Origin of the sequence: Colwellia marinimaniae, from assembly GCF_002207865.1 — a bacterium.
Lineage (GTDB): Bacteria > Pseudomonadota > Gammaproteobacteria > Enterobacterales > Alteromonadaceae > Colwellia > Colwellia marinimaniae.
On record NZ_BDQM01000029.1, the window covers coordinates 17,311 to 35,727 of the forward strand.

The 18,417-nt window shown below is 40.0% G+C and carries 16 protein-coding genes; 6 read left to right on the forward strand and 10 right to left on the reverse strand.

All coding sequences use genetic code 11. From position 1 onward, the window contains the following. Positions 1-17 precede the first annotated feature (17 nt). Positions 18-665 (reverse strand): uridine kinase, encoded by a 648-nt coding sequence (gene udk, locus MTCD1_RS14310; RefSeq protein ID WP_057181323.1) that lies wholly within the window; start codon positions 663-665, stop codon positions 18-20. 271 nt (positions 666-936) lie between these two features. Between udk and MTCD1_RS14315 the strand changes: the two genes are divergently transcribed. Beyond that, the gene (locus tag MTCD1_RS14315) at positions 937-2,154 is read left to right on the forward strand and encodes a phosphopentomutase (RefSeq protein ID WP_057181322.1); all 1,218 of its coding nucleotides are present in this window, start codon (positions 937-939) and stop codon (positions 2,152-2,154) included. A gap of 91 nt (positions 2,155-2,245) precedes the next feature. Continuing rightward, positions 2,246-4,552, forward strand: coding sequence for a TonB-dependent receptor (locus tag MTCD1_RS14320; RefSeq protein ID WP_057181321.1), 2,307 nt, complete (start codon positions 2,246-2,248; stop codon positions 4,550-4,552). A 150-nt stretch (positions 4,553-4,702) separates the two neighbouring features. Here the strand turns inward: MTCD1_RS14320 and deoD are convergent, their stop codons facing one another. The 4 genes from deoD to MTCD1_RS14340 form a co-directional block, all read right to left on the reverse strand. Continuing rightward, complete coding sequence (gene deoD, locus MTCD1_RS14325; RefSeq protein ID WP_057181320.1) at positions 4,703-5,407, reverse strand: purine-nucleoside phosphorylase; 705 nt, start codon at positions 5,405-5,407, stop codon at positions 4,703-4,705. Between the two features lie 401 nt (positions 5,408-5,808). Then, on the reverse strand, positions 5,809-6,816 hold the full coding sequence (add, locus tag MTCD1_RS14330; protein ID WP_057181319.1) for an adenosine deaminase: 1,008 nt from the start codon (positions 6,814-6,816) through the stop codon (positions 5,809-5,811). A 109-nt stretch (positions 6,817-6,925) separates the two neighbouring features. Continuing rightward, on the reverse strand, positions 6,926-7,864 hold the full coding sequence (locus MTCD1_RS14335; RefSeq protein ID WP_057181318.1) for an endonuclease/exonuclease/phosphatase family protein: 939 nt from the start codon (positions 7,862-7,864) through the stop codon (positions 6,926-6,928). A 79-nt stretch (positions 7,865-7,943) separates the two neighbouring features. After that, on the reverse strand, positions 7,944-8,936 hold the full coding sequence (locus tag MTCD1_RS14340) for a hypothetical protein (protein WP_231733040.1): 993 nt from the start codon (positions 8,934-8,936) through the stop codon (positions 7,944-7,946). 174 nt (positions 8,937-9,110) lie between these two features. Here MTCD1_RS14340 and MTCD1_RS14345 point away from each other — a divergent pair, with 174 nt between their 5' ends. From MTCD1_RS14345 to MTCD1_RS14360, 4 genes are all read left to right on the forward strand, one after another. After that, complete coding sequence (locus MTCD1_RS14345; protein ID WP_057181317.1) at positions 9,111-9,953, forward strand: isopenicillin N synthase family dioxygenase; 843 nt, start codon at positions 9,111-9,113, stop codon at positions 9,951-9,953. A gap of 197 nt (positions 9,954-10,150) precedes the next feature. Further along, a complete protein-coding gene (locus tag MTCD1_RS14350) occupies positions 10,151-10,876 on the forward strand; it encodes a 5-oxoprolinase subunit PxpA (RefSeq protein ID WP_082606530.1) in 726 nt (241 codons plus the stop codon). 36 nt (positions 10,877-10,912) lie between these two features. Further along, the gene (gene pxpB / locus MTCD1_RS14355) at positions 10,913-11,629 is read left to right on the forward strand and encodes a 5-oxoprolinase subunit PxpB (RefSeq protein ID WP_057181315.1); all 717 of its coding nucleotides are present in this window, start codon (positions 10,913-10,915) and stop codon (positions 11,627-11,629) included. Between the two features lie 79 nt (positions 11,630-11,708). Beyond that, positions 11,709-12,689: a 5-oxoprolinase subunit C family protein gene (locus MTCD1_RS14360; protein WP_057181314.1), complete on the forward strand. Its 981-nt coding sequence runs from the start codon at positions 11,709-11,711 to the stop codon at positions 12,687-12,689. An 88-nt stretch (positions 12,690-12,777) separates the two neighbouring features. Here the strand turns inward: MTCD1_RS14360 and uspE are convergent, their stop codons facing one another. The 5 genes from uspE to MTCD1_RS14385 all read right to left on the reverse strand — a co-directional run bounded on the left by uspE (position 12,778) and on the right by MTCD1_RS14385 (position 18,135). After that, the gene (uspE, locus tag MTCD1_RS14365) at positions 12,778-13,725 is read right to left on the reverse strand and encodes a universal stress protein UspE (protein WP_057181313.1); all 948 of its coding nucleotides are present in this window, start codon (positions 13,723-13,725) and stop codon (positions 12,778-12,780) included. 159 nt (positions 13,726-13,884) lie between these two features. Beyond that, entirely contained in the window at positions 13,885-14,604 is a 720-nt protein-coding gene (gene fnr, locus MTCD1_RS14370; RefSeq protein ID WP_057181312.1) for a fumarate/nitrate reduction transcriptional regulator Fnr, read from the reverse strand. Positions 14,605-14,657: 53 nt separating this feature from the next. Next, positions 14,658-15,404: a sulfite exporter TauE/SafE family protein gene (locus MTCD1_RS14375; protein WP_057181311.1), complete on the reverse strand. Its 747-nt coding sequence runs from the start codon at positions 15,402-15,404 to the stop codon at positions 14,658-14,660. Positions 15,405-15,407: 3 nt separating this feature from the next. After that, complete coding sequence (ccoS, locus tag MTCD1_RS14380) at positions 15,408-15,614, reverse strand: cbb3-type cytochrome oxidase assembly protein CcoS (RefSeq protein WP_438819290.1); 207 nt, start codon at positions 15,612-15,614, stop codon at positions 15,408-15,410. Between the two features lie 28 nt (positions 15,615-15,642). Continuing rightward, the gene (locus tag MTCD1_RS14385) at positions 15,643-18,135 is read right to left on the reverse strand and encodes a heavy metal translocating P-type ATPase (RefSeq protein WP_057181309.1); all 2,493 of its coding nucleotides are present in this window, start codon (positions 18,133-18,135) and stop codon (positions 15,643-15,645) included. Positions 18,136-18,417: the final 282 nt, after the last annotated feature.

Here is an 18,417-nt window from a genome sequence, read left to right on the forward strand (position 1 = left end):
TTTTATTATTATGGTTATTATTGTGTGGGTTGTTGTGACAGTTGACGAATTTTTGCTTTGAGCACTTCAATGGCCATTCTGTTTTTACCGCCTCGGGTAATGACAATATCAGCCCAAGCTTTTGATGGTTCAATGAATTGATGATACATAGGTCTTACCGTTGCTAAGTATTGGCTGGTAACTGACTCTATGCTGCGATTACGTTCAACTAAGTCTCGTTGAATCCGTCTGATCAGGCAGATATCTAACGGCGTATCCATATAAACTTTAATGTCAAAACAGTCTCTAAGCTCTTGATTCGAAAGTAGTAATATACCTTCGATCAGGATTATTTTTGTCGGTAGTAAAGTCTTTGTTTCATTGATACGGGTATGAGTTTTGTAACAATAAACAGGACTGTTTATGGTCTTATTCTCAGTGAGTTGTATTAAGTGATCAGACAACAGTTCATGTTCGAAGGCATCCGGGTGATCATAGTTTGTTTGCTCACGTTCTTGCATTGACAAATGTGATTGATCACGATAATAAGCATCTTCATAAATAATTGAAATTCCATTTTTACCCAGCTCTGTAACAAGCTCATCATGAATTGTTTGGGCAAAAAGTGTTTTCCCTGATGCTGATGGGCCAGCGATAGCAATAATGGTCGGTTTAAATGGTTTCAATGTTCAGCCTGTTGTTAAAGCAAAAATTAATAATTAAGTACAAGTGTTTATCTTACCTGTAGCTAGTAGCTATTAGCGATATTTATTTTAGTATTATAAGGTCAATAAACGATACAGTGGCTAAATAGTTAGCCAGTAGGAAAGGAATTATGTCGCCTTATTTAGAAAAGTGATAAATTAACACAACTTGACCACTTGGTCATATTTTTTGTATTATTATTATTTTAATATTTGTTGTTGTTTGTAATTTAAAAGTAAAAAAGGAAATATTATGGCACGTGCAATAATTTTGGTTATTGATAGTTTTGGCATTGGTTATTCTCCTGATGCCGTTGATTTTGGTGATGTTGGTGCAAATACTTTAGCTAATTTAGCGCGTGCATATTTTGATGCAACAGGTAAAAAGATTGCCTTACCCAATTTATCTGCACTGGGGTTAATAAAAGCCTGTCAGCAGGCATCTAATCAGGACTTCCCTTATGAAGGCGGAGCGCCAAGTAAAGGTGCCTATGGCTTTGCAGAGGAAATTAGCACAGGTAAAGATACTCCGAGTGGTCACTGGGAAATGGCAGGCGTACCTGTGCTTTTTGACTGGGGCTACTTTACCGATAAAGAAAATAGCTTTCCAAAATCATTGACCGACAGTATTCATCAAGCCACGGGTTTTACTGGTATGTTAGGTAATTGCCATGCCTCGGGTACTGAAATACTTAAACGTTTGGGAGATGAGCATATCAAAACGGGTTTACCTATTTGTTATACCTCGGCAGATAGTGTTTTTCAAGTTGCGGCTCATGAAGAGCATTTTGGTTTAGATAACCTTTATAAATATTGTGAAACGGTACGTGAATTACTCGGTGACTTGAATATAGGACGCGTTATCGCTAGACCCTTTATTGGGGATAATGCGGACAACTTCGCTAGAACAGGTAACAGAAGAGATTACTCGGTGTTACCGCCAGCACCTACCGTACTAGATAAAATATCTCAGGCCGGTACCCATGTGATTGGTGTGGGTAAAATTGCCGATATCTTTGCCCATCAAGGAATTGATGAAAAAACCAAAGCGACTGGTTTGCATGCGCTTTTTGACGCCACCCTTGCTCATATCAATACTGCTCAAGATAATTCACTTATTTTTACTAACTTGGTTAACTTCGATCAAGACTTTGGTCACCGACGTGATGCCATCGGTTATGCAAGAGAGCTTGAAGCACTTGATGTGCGTCTGCCTGAAATGTTTCAGGCGATGTCTGCTGATGATATCTTATTCTTAACCGCCGATCACGGCTGTGACCCAACATGGCCAGGCACTGAGCATACTAGAGAATATGTACCGATTATCGCTTACCATCAACAGGTCGGATCTGTTAATATAGGTAACCGAAAAACCTTTGCTGACTTGGGGCAAACCATTGCGGAACTATTTAAGGTTGAGCCAATGGATTATGGCACTAGCTTTTTGTCAAAGCTTAATTTCAAAGGTTAATTGTAAAACTGAAACTATACTAGTAGTGATTTTAGAATCGCCGTTCAGAGCGAGCTATCACTAATTTGATTTATATCTGGGGAATAAACACATGTACTCTTTTAAGAAAAAATCGCTATCGCTATGCATTAGCGCAGCAATCCTCGCCACCGGTGGCGGAGTTACTTCAATAGTGCAAGCTGAAGAAGCGGGTAAACTTAAACTTGAAGTGATTGAAGTTACTGCCCGTAAACGAGTGGAAAATGTGCAAGAAGTGCCTGTTTCTGTGTCAGCATTACAAGGTGAAAACCTTGATGCCTATAGTTCTGCAGGTATGGATATTCGCTTTATGAGCGCTCGTATTCCAAGTCTTGCCGTTGAATCTTCATATGGTCGAAGTTTCCCTCGCTTTTATATCCGTGGTTTAGGTAATACCGATTTTGATTTAAATGCCTCACAGCCTGTTTCTTATATTGTTGATGATATAGTGCAAGAAAACCCAATTTTAAAGGGTTTTCCTGTTTTTGATGTTGAACGAGTAGAAGTACTTCGAGGCCCACAAGGAACCTTGTTTGGTCGTAATACCCCTGCTGGTTTGGTTAAGTTTGACTCAATGAAACCATCACAGTCTTTTGATGGTTATGCTGCTGTTTCCTATGGTTCTCGTGGCGCAATTAATTCATCTGCTGCGATTGGTGGTGGTTTGACTGATAACTTATCCATTCGCGTTTCAGCTTTACATCAATCAAAAGATGATTATATTGATAATCGCGCGGTTGGCTTTGAACAAACTGATCAGTTAGGTGGCTATGAGGATAATGCAGCCCGTATTCAATTTTTATATGAAGGCAATTCTTTCAGTGCCTTATTTAATTATCACTTTAGAGATCTAGATGGTTCACCTATTACTTTTCATCCAAATATTGCGACGCTAGGCACTAATAATATTCGCCCTGATTTTGCAGCAGATGTCGTTTATCAAGATGCGGGTCAGTTTGCTACTCAACAAGTGAGTACCCAAGGTAGTAGTTTAAAACTTGAATGGGAAATTGAAGATTACACGCTTACCTCGATAACGGCTTGGGAGAGTGCTGAAATATACTCTAGAGCTGATGTTGATGGCGGTTATAATGGTTTTCCTCCTGCCGGTGATGCTAATGCCGTATGGTGGGGTGCCCAAACAGCGGATGAAATCCCTGATCATCACCAATACACGCAAGAGCTGAGATTAGCTTCAAATTTTGTTGGTCAGTTAAACTATCAAGTTGGTCTTTTCTACTTTTACGAAGATTTAACCATTAATACTTTTGATTTTTATACTCGTGATGCTAACTCAACACCATCCGATCCGGCCCATGGTGCGCAGAATGGTGAATCAACGCAATACCAAGAAACAACCGCATGGGCTGTTTTTGGCTCTGTTGATTATGATTTTACCGATGACTTCTCCTTAACGGTAGGTCTTCGCTATTCTGACGATGAAAAAGACTTTACTGCGGAACTGTTAGACCATCCATTCATTCCAGGTGCTGATGGTGGTAATTACTCTAAGTCGGTAAATCCAAGTGATAGTCACGTAAGTTGGGATATTAGTGGTGTTTATAAAATTAACCAAGATGTTAATTGGTATGCCCGAGTAGCAAACAGTTTTAGAGCACCGAGTATTCAAGGTCGTGTACTTTATGATCAAAATGTTAGTGTTGCTGATTCTGAAACCATTACCTCGTATGAAACAGGTATTAAGTCTGATATTTTAGACGGCAGAGGTCGAATTAATGCCTCAGTCTATTATTTTAATATGAATAATCAGCAATTAACTGCCGTCGGTGGTACTTCAAATTCCAATACACTATTAAATGCAGACAGCACCAAGGGTTATGGTATTGAGCTTGATTCTGAGTGGATTTTAACGGATAACATTATTGCTACTTTTAATCTCAGTTATAACAAAACTGAAATTGATGATAAAGGTCTTGCTGTTGCCGTTTGTGGCTCTGGCACCTGTACTGTAACCGATGCTACCTTCCAAATTCCTGGTAGTCGTGGCCCTGTTACCATGGCGTATATTGATGGTAATAGCTTACCTAACGCGCCTGAGTGGATATCAAACTTAACCTTAAGTTATGTAAAAGAAGTTGGTGAGGGTGAGTTCTTTGCTCATACTGATTTAACTTACCGTGGTAAAGTTGATTTCTTTTTATATCGAGCAAAAGAGTTTGAAGGCGAAGCCCTAGTAGAAATTGGCGCTCGTACTGGTTATAACTGGATTATGGGAGATAATGAGTATGAAGTGTCTGCTTTTGTTCGTAATCTTACCGATGAGCAAGTCATTATTGGTGGTGTTGATTTTAATAACAACTCAGGCATGGTGAATGAAGAGCGTTTTGTTGGCGCCGCGTTTAAAGTGTCTTTCTTCTAAAACACTTCATTGATAAATAAAATCTTTATCTGATTTTTAATGAAATAAAAAGGGTTAGCAAAATGCTAACCCTTTTTTTGTCAAAACCGATTGGCTAGACTGTATACCGTTGAGCATAAAGAAGTAAGTACTTGCTTAAACTGCTTGCTCTTACAGTATGCTCTCTAGGGTAAGCTCCATCATATCTTTGAACGTGGTTTGTCGCTCTTCAGCCGTGGTTTGTTCACCGGTTTTAATATGATCACTGACCGTTAACACAGTCAATGCTTTTTTACCGTATTCAGCAGCAACACCATAAAGGCCAGCAGCTTCCATTTCCACCGCTAAAACACCGTATTTTTCCAAGGTGGTAAACATTTCTGGCTGCGGAGTATAAAATAAGTCAGCAGTGAATATATTACCAACATGCACAGCTTTACCTAGCCTTTCCGCGGTATCAACGACACTTTTTAATAAAGAAAAATCTGCACACGCAGCAAAATCAATATTATTAATTCTTTGTCTGTTTACGTTTGAATCAGTGCTAGCAGCCATACCAATGACTATGTCACGAATCTTGATATCATCACGGATGGCGCCACAAGAGCCAATGCGAATGATTTTTTCCACACCATAATCTTTATAAAGCTCAGTGGCATAAATAGATATACTTGGTATACCCATGCCTGAGCCCATAACCGAAATACGTTTACCTTTATAAGTACCAGTATAACCAAACATGTTGCGTACTTGAGTGACACACTTAACATCGTCTAGAAAATTTTCGGCAATAAATTTGGCTCTAAGTGGATCGCCTGGCATTAATACTGTTTCGGCGAAATCACCTGCTTGAGCTTCAATATGAGGGGTTGGCATAAGAGTTATCCTTTAATATGTAAGTATAATAACTCAGTAAGTTTCTAGCCAGAATAGAATCATTCATGCTGCTATCAAGGGTTTTTTACTGATAAAATTGCTGTTCATTTACTTTTTTACGGATTGAATGCGATGATAAAGTGCATATTTATCAATAAAAAAGTACAGTTAATCATAATGCTAAGTGAATTCTTGATCAAGTAATACCAATGTCACTAAGGTATTGCCCACTTGTGCGGGTTAAAATAGCCCAAGACTGCCTTGCTCTCAATCCCAATAGCCCGCTATTGGTCAATCGAGCGCCTTGTGCTGAAATGTTTTTCCTGAGCACAACAAGATCACAAACTTAATGAAAAGGTTTAACCATATTATTTTAGTCTGACTTTAGTATTACTTCAGTACTATTTTAGTGAGCTTTGCTTAATATTGAGCAGCGTCTGCTTTTCTGATGTAGACAAAAAGCTCATTTGTACAGCATTGTGTTGTAGTTGATTAATTTGCTCAGTATTCAAGCCAAGTACGTTACGCGCGAGTTCAAATTCACCAGCAAGCTCTATATTTTCAACCGCAGGGTCATCGGTATTTAAACAAACCATCAGGTCGTTTGCTAAAAATGTTTTTACTGGATGTGCCGATAGGTCCTTAATGGTACCTGTTTGGTAATTAGAGGTAAGACAAGACTCAATACTAATTTGATGATCGCGCATATAATCCATTAGTTTTTGATCTTTAGCGCAAGCGACACCATGACCGATACGTGTTGCGCCTAACTTTTCAATGGCATGCCATACACTTTCTGGACCTGCAGCTTCTCCCGCATGTACGCTAACATTCAAGCCAGCATCTCTTACTTGGTTAAAGTGGCTTTCAAAAAGGCTTCCTGGAAAGTTATATTCATCACCGGCTAAGTCCACCGCAACTAAGTTGTCTTTATAGGCGAGTAGGGCGTTAAGTTCACTTTGACAATGTTCGACCCCAAAAGTACGGCTTAAGATACCGATTAAATTAATTTGAGTGGCAAATTTATTTCTGCCCTGATTCACGCCTTCAATAATCGCTTCAACCACACCCTCTATTGGCAGGTTGTGAGTCATGGCGATGTAATAAGGTGAAAACCTTAATTCAGCATAATCAATGTTAGCGTGGTAAACATCTTCGACATTCTCAAAACCGATACGCACTACATCATCAAGGGATTTTAACACCCCAACACCCCAATCAAGCTTTTTCAAAAAGGCAAGCAAGTCGGCTTCACTATCGGTAATTTGCACGTGAGGGATAAATGCGTCTAAGTTGTCAGTAGGCAATTTTATCTTGTTTTTTTGTGCCAGTTGCCAAATGGTTGCTGGGCGAATATTGCCATCTAAGTGTCGATGTAAATCAAGGAGGGGAAGTTGGTTGTTATGCATGATAAAGGTCCTAGCAGTGCAATCTTAGTGGGTAAAGTTATTAACATAAATGATAAATATTACCAACTAATGGTTATTAATTATAGCGTCCATTTATTTATGAGACCTTCTATGTGGACATTTTTAGTTGTAATTTTACCGAAATAGGGCAGTGGTCGCTTAAGTTGCGTGATAACTCTTTACTGTATTTACCTTTGAAAACGAGTTGTTCGAATGAAGCATCAACATATAACTTTTTGGCTTTTGGGTTAAAAAGAATATGATCTATATAGTCTTTATAATAACCGCCCCAACAGTCTGAGTTAACTGTTGTTGTTGGTGTCCAAAGTGCGGCTTGTCCGTCACCATTTAAGGCTTGCCATAAGCCTTTCTTCTCAGAGTATTGCAAAGCAATATCTTGAGAAAAACGGCGATTAAAATCACCTAATACAATATAAGCAGAGTCCTGTGCGGCATGTAAATTAATCCATTGCTCTAACGGTTTTATTTGTCTACTGAGTTTATCACAGGCCTCTTTACGCCTTATTTCTTTATCAGAGGAATTAGGCATGGCATCAATACTGTTATTATCTAAGGGAGCAGCAAAACAACCTGACTTTAGATGTACTGCCAGTAAATGTAAGGTTTTACCGTTTTTTGTTAAGGTAACATCCATGCCATGGCGTACTTTACCAATATCTAGGGCCTTATACTCCTTGGCTTTAACAGTAAAACCCCGTGATTTTTTGACTGCTACACCAACACGCTGCACCCAATCTTTAGTGGAAAAATAATAATCATAACCATCGCCAAAAACTTTTCGGGCCCAGTACTCGCTTTCAACTTCTTGTAGCGCAATAACATCAGCATCTAGTTGCTTGGCATAATGTGCTAATTGCTGGTAATCAGCTTCACTACGTTGGTTATACTCATGAGAGCCTAACCAAGCAATGTTCCAAGAGGCAATTTTGATCTCCTCGGCTTGAGTGCTAACACTGAAAAATAGCGTAAATATCAGTGCCAGTGTATTAAGGTGGAATTTTTCATCAAGTCTCTCTTTCCTAACCATTCGGTCAGGTATTGTTTGGTGTGCAACATTACACTAGTTATACATTAACAAACAGGCAAATATTCTTGCAAAAGCTGGATTAGTTGAGGCAACCAATATTTGGTAGGGTTGGATTAATCAGAGCCGTTACCGTAAAAGGCTGTTCAGGCGATTCTTTATTAAAGCTAACCTTTGTTGCATCAAGGTAGCGAAAGTCCCCAGCAGCATTTAAATGCCAAAGATTATGGTCTAATTTTTCAAAGCAAAACTCCCCGGTATCACCATGGGCAATTAATACTGGTTTATTTATTCTTTTGGCTAACTGTTTAAATGCTTGTCGATACATAGCAAAAGCATCACATGTTTTTAATGATGAACTGTCACAAGTGTTACTTTGCAATATCTTTTGTTGATATATATCAGCTTGAAAGCCGATGATTAAGGCATCAAATTCTTTGGTTTTATCTGCAATATTTTCTAGCCAAGCTAGGTTGGCTTTGTCTCGATGATCAGCTTTTTTAAGGGCATCTTCTCGTTTAGATTTATCGATATGAATTCGACCATTACTGGTACCCACTAGGTGTAAGGTGCTTATTGCTAGGCGTTCATTGATCCATAATTTATTTTCTATTTGTACAGGTTGCGACGTTAATGAGGTTAAGTTTTTGTCTAATAGCGGTGGCGTCTTAAACATTAAGGTAATTAAAAAATCGAGCCGTTCTAACTCATTAAAACTGTACCGTAATGACGAGCGATCACAATCAGTCCAATCATTGTCGCCAGGCGTGTAAATAACTCTGCCGAGATAGATTTGTGCTAACAGTGCTTTATGCTCTTTTAATAAGGTGTCAGTGCATGACTTGCCACCACTTTTAAAATCGCCAAGGTGCATAACGACACTGGGGCTTATTTCATTGATCAGACGATATAATATGCCATCAGGCCCTTGTAACATCAGTTTCTCTTTATCGCTGTAGGGCATGTCAGCTAAGATAACCACTGTTTGAGCCGATAATGCTGTACTGGCGGTAGTGAAAAATAAAAAGGCAAACAAACAAGCTCTTTTTTGCCATAAATTAAGACTGAAAAGCATCAGTAGCCCTATCAATATAAAAATAATAAAAGTTAAGCTAGCGAATGGCGGTAATTTTTGCAAGTTTACTTTATATTTTAAATGACCATGTGGTCAGCTTTTTAGCTTGTCGCTGTTGAACAAAAGCGATAAAAGAGTAAAATATCTTCATTATGTTTAAAAAGAGATTAAATTATGCAAGTCCAAGTTGTCGATTACACAGCAAAAGATGCGGCTGAAAAATTTGTTAAAAGCTTACACGAAACTGGTTTTGCTGTACTTATCAATCATCCAATAAAACAAAGCTTAGTGGCATCAATTTATAAAAACTGGCAGGCGTTTTTCTTAAGCGAAGAGAAGCATTCGTTTGTTTTTGACCCAGAAAAACAAGATGGTTATTTTTCTGCTGAGATATCTGAAACGGCTAAAGGTCATAGTAAAAAAGATATTAAAGAATATTTCCATGTTTATCCTTGGGGTCGTATTCCGACACAACTTAAAGATGAAATTCTTGAATATTATCGATTAACATCACAGCTGGCAGCTGAGTTATTGGACTGGGTAGAAGAGCACAGTCCAGCTGATGTTGCCGATAAGTATGCTGAAGCGTTATCGCATATGATTAAAGATACCCCTAATACCTTATTGCGAATATTGCATTATCCACCGCTTACCGGTGATGAGGAAGCAGGTGCGGTTAGAGCCGCAGCCCATGAAGATATTAACTTATTGACTATATTACCAGCAGCCAACGAGCCAGGTTTGCAAGTACAAGGTCAAGATGGCGAATGGATGGATGTACCGTCTGATTTTGGCAATCTAATCATTAATATTGGCGATATGTTACAAGAAGCATCGGGTGGTTATTTTCCATCAACCAGCCATCGCGTGATCAACCCTAGCGGTAAAGGCAGCGATAAATCTCGTATTTCTCTACCTTTATTTTTACATCCACGTAGTGAAGTGGTTTTATCTGAGCAACATACCCAAGCCAGTTATTTACTCGAACGTCTACGTGAGTTAGGGGTTAAAGTATAGCCTAGCGACTTAACTTATTGAGACAGAACAATTAAAGCCGACAAGTGTGTTCACTGGTCGGCTTTTTTATTTTGATATGAACACTATTAATAAGTTACTATTTTAACCACTAATTTTGGGTATATAATCCTTGATAACAATATGTTTTGATTGATTAGATGATTCATTAAATAAAACACTGGCGACAAATAATGGCAATAAAATTAAACTGTGATTTAGGGGAGAGTTTTGGAGCTTGGACCATGGGATTCGATGATGAAGTCATGCCCCATATCGACCAAGCAAATATTGCCTGCGGTTTTCATGGCGGCGACCCGTTAGTAATGCAAAAAACATTGGCATTAGCAAAACAACAGCAAGTGAGTGTCGGCGCACATCCTAGCTACCCTGATTTAGTAGGTTTTGGCCGACGTGCTATGGTTTGCTCAACCGAGGAAATTATTGCCCTAATCCACTATCAAGTAGCGGCATTAGACGGTATGGCAAGGGCACAAGGACTGTCGATAGATTATGTAAAGCCACATGGTGCGCTTTATAACGATATGATGGCAAAGCCGGCAGTATTTACCGCTATTTTAATGGCCTTAAGTCAATATCCACAGCAACTCACTCTGATGTTACAAGCTACGCCCGAGTTGGCGGCGTTTAAAACACAAGCTAATACGTTTGGCATCTCAGTATACGCAGAAGCCTTTGCCGACCGCTGTTATGACGATGAAGGCAAGTTACTAGCACGCAGCCAGGCGGGTGCCGTGTTAAATAAAGCTGCCATGTTGGCGCAAGTTAAGCAACTAGTTGAACAGGGTACAATCACTACTGTATCAGGTAAGGTACTTGCACTGAACGTCGATAGCTTATGTGTGCATGGAGATAACCTTGCCGGGGTGCAAGCCATTAGTGAAATTAAAGCTTTACTGAGCTGATACCATGGTAGTTAAGACTAATGATACTTACCGCCGATGAAAATTAACGATACTATTCACCTCAACGTTGCCGGTGAAAATGCTCTGATACTTTATTTCTCACTCCGTGAGCAGAGTTCGCTTGTTGTTTCTGCTGAAATTAACCGCACCGTTCAGCAAGCCGAGCAGCTTATTCGGCAACATCTATCAGCCGTAATTGTTGATCTTATCCCTTCATATGCCTCTATTTTAGTGGTATTCGATTTAGTTAAAATTGACCATCACCATTTACGTAACCAGCTGCAAGAACTATTAAAGCAATGTAACCTAGCCAACAGTAAGCTGGGCAGGTTAATTGAGCTACCTTGTTATTATTCGCTCGAATCAGGCATGGATTTAGTGCGCATTGCTAAACACGCCAAGCTGAGTGTCGAGCAAGTTATCGCTTTACATCAAGGGCAAGAGTATCGTGTTTATGCCATAGGTTTTGCCCCAGGTTTTGCTTATTTAGGTGAAGTTGATGAGCGTATTGCTATGCCAAGGCTAACGACACCAAGATTAAAAGTACCCAAAGGCGCGGTCGCTATTGCGGATAGACAAACAGCGGTTTATCCAGCCCAATCTCCCGGTGGTTGGAATATTATAGGTTTATGTCCTGTTGAGATGTTTAATCCCCAAGCAAAGCCGATAATGCCACTCGCAGTAGGCGATAGGGTAAAGTTTATCGCCATTGATAGACAGCTGTATCTTAACCAAGGCGGGAAATTATCTTGATGTTTGGGACGGTAATCAATAGCCACTTAAATAAGCTTAAACGAGGGCAGGTGAGTACGGGGATGAAGGTTATAGCCTTATGAGTAAAGTACTAACTAAAGCGGCTATTAACCCGTTAGGTTTTTTAGTCACTAATGCCGGGGTGTTGAGCTTAGTTCAAGATGCAGGCCGTTTTGGCGCCTTTAATTTAGGACTAACCAACGGCGGTCCGGCAGACTCCTTAGCTTTTTATTGGGCCAATAGCTTATGTGGTAATGCACTTAATGCGACTGTTATTGAAATTAGTTTAGGTGGTTTACAGTTAATAGCACAAGTCGATTGTATTATTGCGGTTACCGGTGCACCCATGCCGCTAACCGTCAACGGCCGCGCAAAAACACTTTGGCAAAGCTTCCTTGTTAAAGCCGGTGATAGTGTTTGCTTGGGGTTTGCGTCTGTTGGTGTACGTTGCTATTTAGCGGTAGCGGGTGGCTTTGTCATTAAAGCCAGTTTTGGTAGCACAGCCACCGTTTGTCGAGAGTCGGTCGGCGGCTTAAAGGGGGCTAAAATCGCCGTTAATGAGGTATTACCTTGCCATGTTGTGTCGAGAGGAGGTTATCTGCGAAAACACTTAATGTTACCTGAGTCTCGACAACCCCACTATGCCAATGAGGTGCTATTACACACGGTACTCAGTTATCAGCAGCAACACTTCTCCGCGATAGAGAAAAGGCTGTTCTTTGCTAATGACTATCAAGTGAGTAAACACTGGGACCGTATGGGTTATCGTTTGCAAGGGCGAGCGATAAAGGCAGATATTAATGGTATATTATCGGAAGGCATTTGTTATGGCGCCGTGCAAATACCGGCAGATGGTCAGCCCATAGTGTTACTGAATGACAGACAAACTATTGGCGGCTATCCTAAAATTGGTGCAGTTATTTCATCCGATTGCGCGAAGCTTTCGCAATTACGCCAAGGTGATAGTGTGCACTTTGAGGCTATCTCCATGTCACAAGCAGATAACTTATTTCACCTTAACTTAAGTCGCCTTAAACAAACGCAGCTTATTCACTTATAACTAGCGGCATTACCAATATTTAAAAGACAAAACGGCAACACTGAGGTGGTTTTGCCGTTTATTTAAGTTTTTCGTTTGCGGGGGCCGTTTAATCAGCCAGTGGTGACACATAACCATCAGGTTTGAGGGCCAGTACATCACAGTTTAACTGGTCGATAACATGTTCGGCCGTATTACCAATCAGCGCGGCAGAGATGCCAGTACGACCAACAGTGCCTAAGATAACTAATTCAGCATCAATTTTTAACGCTACTTGCTCAATAACGCTTTCGGGCAAACCTTCTTCAACATAAGTGTTAGCCAAGGGAATGGCAAAGCTATTTGCGTGCTGTCTCATCGCTTCTTGATGGTGTGCTTGCATGGTACTGTTGTATTCACTGGCATCAAACTCTGGGATTTCAATAGCAATATTGACTGGGGTACCAGGGTAGGAGTTCACTAAGTGCACATTGGCGGTAATTAACTGGGCAAGATTTTTTGCTTGTGTGGTTATGGTATTATTTAAAGATAAGTGTTCAGTTTCATCACTACCAACATTGACCGCCGCTAATATGTTGCCTTGTAGAGGCCACTCGTGCTCTTTAACGAGTAACACTGGGCAAGGACATTTTCTCAATATATGCCAATCGGTTGGGGTGAATACCACCGATTTGAACTTATCATGTTGGTGTGTGCCTTTAATCACTAAATCATAATTATGTGCAATAACTTGCTTGATAATGGCTTCAAAAGGTCGGTTATGCCAAACCACTTGGCTGGTAATCTTCATTTTGCAATTTGTTGCTGAGATAATGTCATCTAGCCATACTTGTCTTTCTTTAATAACCATTTGGCGCATGTTATCCCGGTCGACACTGGATAAAATAGTGGTCATCTCATAAGAAAAATCAAAAATACTAAAAAAAGCGGTAATATTTATTTGCTGATCAGGGCGAGCTGTGTGAATTCTTTCAGCAAGGTCTATGGCTCTTTTAAGTGCTTTTTGTTCTTCTGTTGTCGGATCAATCACAACAAGGATATTTTGATACATGTCCATGGCAACCTCTGGCAAAATAAAGGGTAAAGTTAAGCAACGTTAGCTTATTTATAGCAAAGTTGACAAATTAATGCTTGTTTTAAATCAAGTTTAATTTTCTTTGGTTTTATTATCTTTAGGAATATATAAAACCAAGAGCAAGAAACTAGTTGAGGGGGGTTAGAGCGCGGCTGTCTCACAGAGTTTGTCGGTATCTAAGATGGTAATTAATTTACCATCGACTTTAATTAAAGCACTTTTATGGAAGCGATTAAATAAGCGGCTAACCGTTTCCACGGTTAAACCAATATAATTGCCAATGTCACTACGGGTCATGGTCAAACGAAACTCTGTCGCTGATAGTCCACGGGCATGGTAGCGCTCACTTAAGCTGACGATGAAGGTGGCGACACGTTGTTCGGCATTTTTTCTATTAAGCAGGGTAAGCATTTGCTGATCGGTTTTAATTTCGTGACTCATCAAACGTAATACCTGTTTTTTCAGCTTAGGCATAGTATTAGATAATACATCTAACTGAGTATATGGAATTTCACAGACCATTGAGGTTTCTAGCGCTTGGGCAAAACTTGGGTGAGAATCTTCAGCGATGGCATCAAAGCCAAGTAAATCACCCGCTAAATGAAAGCCAGTAATTTGCTCTTCGCCTTGTTTATTAACGGTAAACGTTTTGAATGTACCTGAACGTATGGCATATAAGGCATTAAATTTTTGGCCATCATGAAAAATTTTATCGCCTTTATGAACCGGACGTTTACGGTCAATAATTCCGTCAAGGGTATCAAGTTCTTTATCATTGAGAGAAAAGGGTAAACATAGCTCACTAATACTACAGTTTTGACAATTGATATGTTGTGTCGAAGGACAATTTATATTGGGCATGTTATTACTCTGTGATCTAACTAGTTACACTAAAATAAGGCAAGTCTATGTTATTAGAACATAAGTTGATATGCAACAATAAAACTATAGCAGCCATAGCCAATAAGTGAAATTGCCATGATTTTCCTAAAAATGTGGTTGACTAGTAGTTTTTTTATGCTACCGATCCCCAGTGATAATGCTACTAAGGCCGGTAAAGTGCCTAAACCGAAAAAAAGCATAATTGCTGCGCCTGTTAGGCTACTACCGCTAGCGAGTGCCCACGTTAGGGTCGAATAGACTAAGCCACAAGGTAACCAGCCCCATAAAGCGCCTAAGCCCAGTGCTTTTTTACTATTATCAACAGGGATCACATGTTTGGCAAGTGGCGATATAAAACCCCACAAACCTTTACCCAGTGATTCAATGCGGTTAAGCCATAAAAGCCATTGTCCGATATATAAACCCAATAAAATAAGGAAGACAGCGGCAAGTAAACGCAAGCCAGCAATAGGTACGCCAATATTCTTAGCGGCAATTGAGCCAGTAAAACCGACAATAGCGCCAATTAAACAATAACTGGCAATACGTCCGATATGGTAGAAAAAAACTAAATTCAAACGAGATGTTGCTGGGGAGCAGTTGGACGGTGCAAGGTTTACCGTAACAGGTATATCGCCTGGGCTAGTGTTTTTAGCCCTTGCTAAGTGAGTTGGTTTGATAGCCGAGGTCAGCATAGTGGTAATGCCACCACACATAGCCAAGCAGTGACCAGAGCCGAGTAAACCGATGATAAAAGCGGAAAATAGATCTAAACTCATTAGTTATTTGAGACTTTTCTGTGCTCTGGCACTGCTGGCTATTTCATCCTCTGGCCTTTCTTTATTGCTTTTTGGCTGTTGTTTTTCATCAAAAAGAATACTCATGCCTTGTTTCTCAAGGTCGTCAAATTGTTCAGCCTTCACTGCCCAGAAAAATAGGTAAATCGCTAAAGCGGTTAACATAACGGCGACTGGGATTAAAATATACATAATGCTCATTGTTAATTTACCGTTTAATTTACTGTTTAAGTATACGTAATGAATTACTAATCACTAGAATCGAGCTGGCCGACATGCCAATTACTGCCATATAAGGTGTTATATAACCGGCCACAGCTAAGGGTAATACCATAGCATTATAACCAAAGGCCCATAAGTAATTTTGGAAGATTATTCGACGCGTTCGGCGAGACACTTCTATCAAGGTATTGATACTGCTTAGTTTGTTATTAAGCAATATCACATCTGCGCCACTTTTAGTAATATCTGCACCACAGCCCATGGCAATAGATATATGAGCCGCGCCAAATACCGGTGAATCGTTAACACCATCCCCAATCATAGCGACGTTAAAACCTTGCTCTTGGGCATATTTAATTTGTTGCATTTTATCTTGGGCACTTAATCCGCCCAAGACGATATTAAGCGGCAGTGTTTGCGCTAAATTGTCACAAGCTAGTTGACCATCACCCGATAACAATAAAGTTTTGTTGTCTTTGTTTAAGCTAGATATGGTGGCAAAGGCTTCATCACGAACTTTATCAATTAAGTAAAAAGCGGCAATAATCTTTTTATTAGCCATTAACAGGCAGCGGGTACCATTAAATGATGGTGTATGACTATGATCCAGCACAGCGTTTTTCTCTAACCAGGAGCGTTTACCAATGGCATAGTCAATGTTATCAATAATACCGCTAACACCTTGACCAGAATGAACTTTTACCTGCTTCGCCGTTAGACTGTAATCTCTATGTTCGGCAAAAGGCTTGGCAATAGGGTGCTCAGAGTGCGCTTCTAATGCTGCGGCAATGGCGAGTACTTGCGCTTGGCTGTAGTTTGAGCCAGTAATACTTGCATCGTTATCAATTAACTCAACCAGGTGAATGGTAAATTCACCTGTGGTCAAGGTACCGGTTTTATCAAAAGCAAAACAATTTATTTTTGGCATGGTCTCCATAACATGACCACCTTTAATCATAATGCCAGCGCGATTTAACCGCGTAGTGGCACACGTTAATCCGGTAGGTGTTGCTAAAGAAAGTGCGCAAGGGCAGGTAGCCACTAAAACGGAAAGGGTAATCCAAAAGGCTTCTTCTGGCAGGTGTTGCTGCCAATAAATCGCCGTAGCAATGGAGGTTAATAGAATAAGGGCAATAAAGTACTGAGCTATTTTATCCGATAACTGGGCTATTTTGGGTTTGTGCGCTTGTGATTGCTCACTTAAACGAATCAGTTGGCTCAAAAATGATTGGCTAGTCGCTTGTTGCACTTGTACGGTAATATTGCCGTCACCGTTGAGTGTACCAGCGAAAACACGGTCATTTATTGTTTTACTAATAGGTAATTGCTCGCCCGAGAGCATGGCCTCATTTAATTGGCTAACGCCTGAGGTAATAACACCATCAGCTGGGACTACTTCACCGGGTTTTATAATAACGATATCGCCTTTAAGCAACTGTTTTGCTGCTACTAATACTTCTTTGTGGTGAGTCTCTTTGCTTGGCGTATCTAGGTCGACGTTATCGCTCAGTTTGTTATCATTTAAAGAAAGTACTTTGGTTGCCGTCATCGGCATTAATTTTAATAAGTTAGCCGAGACTTGCGCGGCGTGCGCACGCGCTCTAAATTCTAAGAATTTACCAATAAGCAGAAGAAAAGTGAACATGGCAACAGACTCAAAGTACACTTCACCTTGCTGGGTAATCGTTGCCCAAGCACTGGCGAAATAGGCTAAAATGATGGCAATAGAGACGGGTACATCCATGGATAAACGCTTGGCTTTCAGGGCTTTTATTGCCCCGATATAAAAGGGCCAGGCAGCATAAAAAATAATAGGTGTAGCCAATATAAAATTGACCCAGCGGAAATAGACTTTATTGTGCTCAGTCATATCAGTAAAAGCACCAAAATAAAGACCAAAAGATATCATCATGATTTGCATCATTAAAATACCGCTAATACCTAAGCGTTTGATAAAATCTTTACTTTGTTTATTATTGCTTAATTCCGCATCATTGGCTTTAAAGGGCAGTGCTTGGTAGCCAACATTGTCGATAGCTAATAAAATAGCACTTAATTTTATCGCACTATCTCGCCATTTCACCGTGGCTCTTTGGGTCGTCGCATTCACGTTAATACTAAGCAGGCCGGGTAATTTTCCTAACTTCATCTCGATAAGCCAAGCACAGGCCGCACAACTCATACCATCAATGCTTAGTATCGCCTCTTTACTTTCTTTATCTTGACTATCACCTTGAAAAACAAACTCACTTTGCAATACCGCTTCATCAAGTAACTTATGTTTTTGCAATTGTTCAGGCACTAAAGCTTGGCTTTTATGCGCCGGTTCAGTTCTTACGGCATAATATTGCGTTAAGCCATTATCAACAATGGTTTGAGCTACCGCTTGGCATCCCACACAACACATTATTTTTGCTGTGTTATTGATGGTAACAAACAGCTTAATACCCGAGGGAATTTCTTCATTGCAGTGAAAACATTGGCTAGTCATGGCTTACTTTCTTAAGGGCTGGGAATAAAATAGTGAGCGATAAGGTGCTCACTATAATCATTTAATGTTGCTATGTTTATACCCGTTACCAATCAAAGTGCAGGATTTCAGTGGGAATTAAAAGGACTTTAGGCAAGGAAAATAATGTAAGCATAGTCACTCTATGGTTTTATTATTTAACGCGGTATAAAGTCTTTTTAAACCCATCGAAGAAGCGTTTGAGGAACATCACTTCATCGTTGCTGTGATTTTATAATGGAACAACCATTATTTCATCACAGC

Excerpts from the sequence above, each read along its gene's own strand:
- MTCD1_RS14315 (WP_057181322.1), top strand. The coding sequence starts at position 937 with ATGGCACGTGCAATAATTTTGGTTATTGATAGTTTTGGCATTGGTTAT.
- MTCD1_RS14320 (WP_057181321.1), top strand. The coding sequence starts at position 2,246 with ATGTACTCTTTTAAGAAAAAATCGCTATCGCTATGCATTAGCGCAGCA.
- deoD (WP_057181320.1), bottom strand. The coding sequence starts at position 5,407 with ATGCCAACCCCTCATATTGAAGCTCAAGCAGGTGATTTCGCCGAAACA.
- add (WP_057181319.1), bottom strand. The coding sequence starts at position 6,816 with ATGCATAACAACCAACTTCCCCTCCTTGATTTACATCGACACTTAGAT.
- MTCD1_RS14335 (WP_057181318.1), bottom strand. The coding sequence starts at position 7,864 with ATGGTTAGGAAAGAGAGACTTGATGAAAAATTCCACCTTAATACACTG.
- MTCD1_RS14340 (WP_231733040.1), bottom strand. The coding sequence starts at position 8,936 with ATGCTTTTCAGTCTTAATTTATGGCAAAAAAGAGCTTGTTTGTTTGCC.
- MTCD1_RS14345 (WP_057181317.1), top strand. The coding sequence starts at position 9,111 with ATGCAAGTCCAAGTTGTCGATTACACAGCAAAAGATGCGGCTGAAAAA.
- pxpB (WP_057181315.1), top strand. The coding sequence starts at position 10,913 with ATGAAAATTAACGATACTATTCACCTCAACGTTGCCGGTGAAAATGCT.
- MTCD1_RS14360 (WP_057181314.1), top strand. The coding sequence starts at position 11,709 with ATGAGTAAAGTACTAACTAAAGCGGCTATTAACCCGTTAGGTTTTTTA.
- uspE (WP_057181313.1), bottom strand. The coding sequence starts at position 13,725 with ATGGACATGTATCAAAATATCCTTGTTGTGATTGATCCGACAACAGAA.
- fnr (WP_057181312.1), bottom strand. The coding sequence starts at position 14,604 with ATGCCCAATATAAATTGTCCTTCGACACAACATATCAATTGTCAAAAC.
- MTCD1_RS14375 (WP_057181311.1), bottom strand. The coding sequence starts at position 15,404 with ATGAGTTTAGATCTATTTTCCGCTTTTATCATCGGTTTACTCGGCTCT.
- ccoS (WP_438819290.1), bottom strand. The coding sequence starts at position 15,614 with ATGTATATTTTAATCCCAGTCGCCGTTATGTTAACCGCTTTAGCGATT.
- MTCD1_RS14385 (WP_057181309.1), bottom strand. The coding sequence starts at position 18,135 with ATGACTAGCCAATGTTTTCACTGCAATGAAGAAATTCCCTCGGGTATT.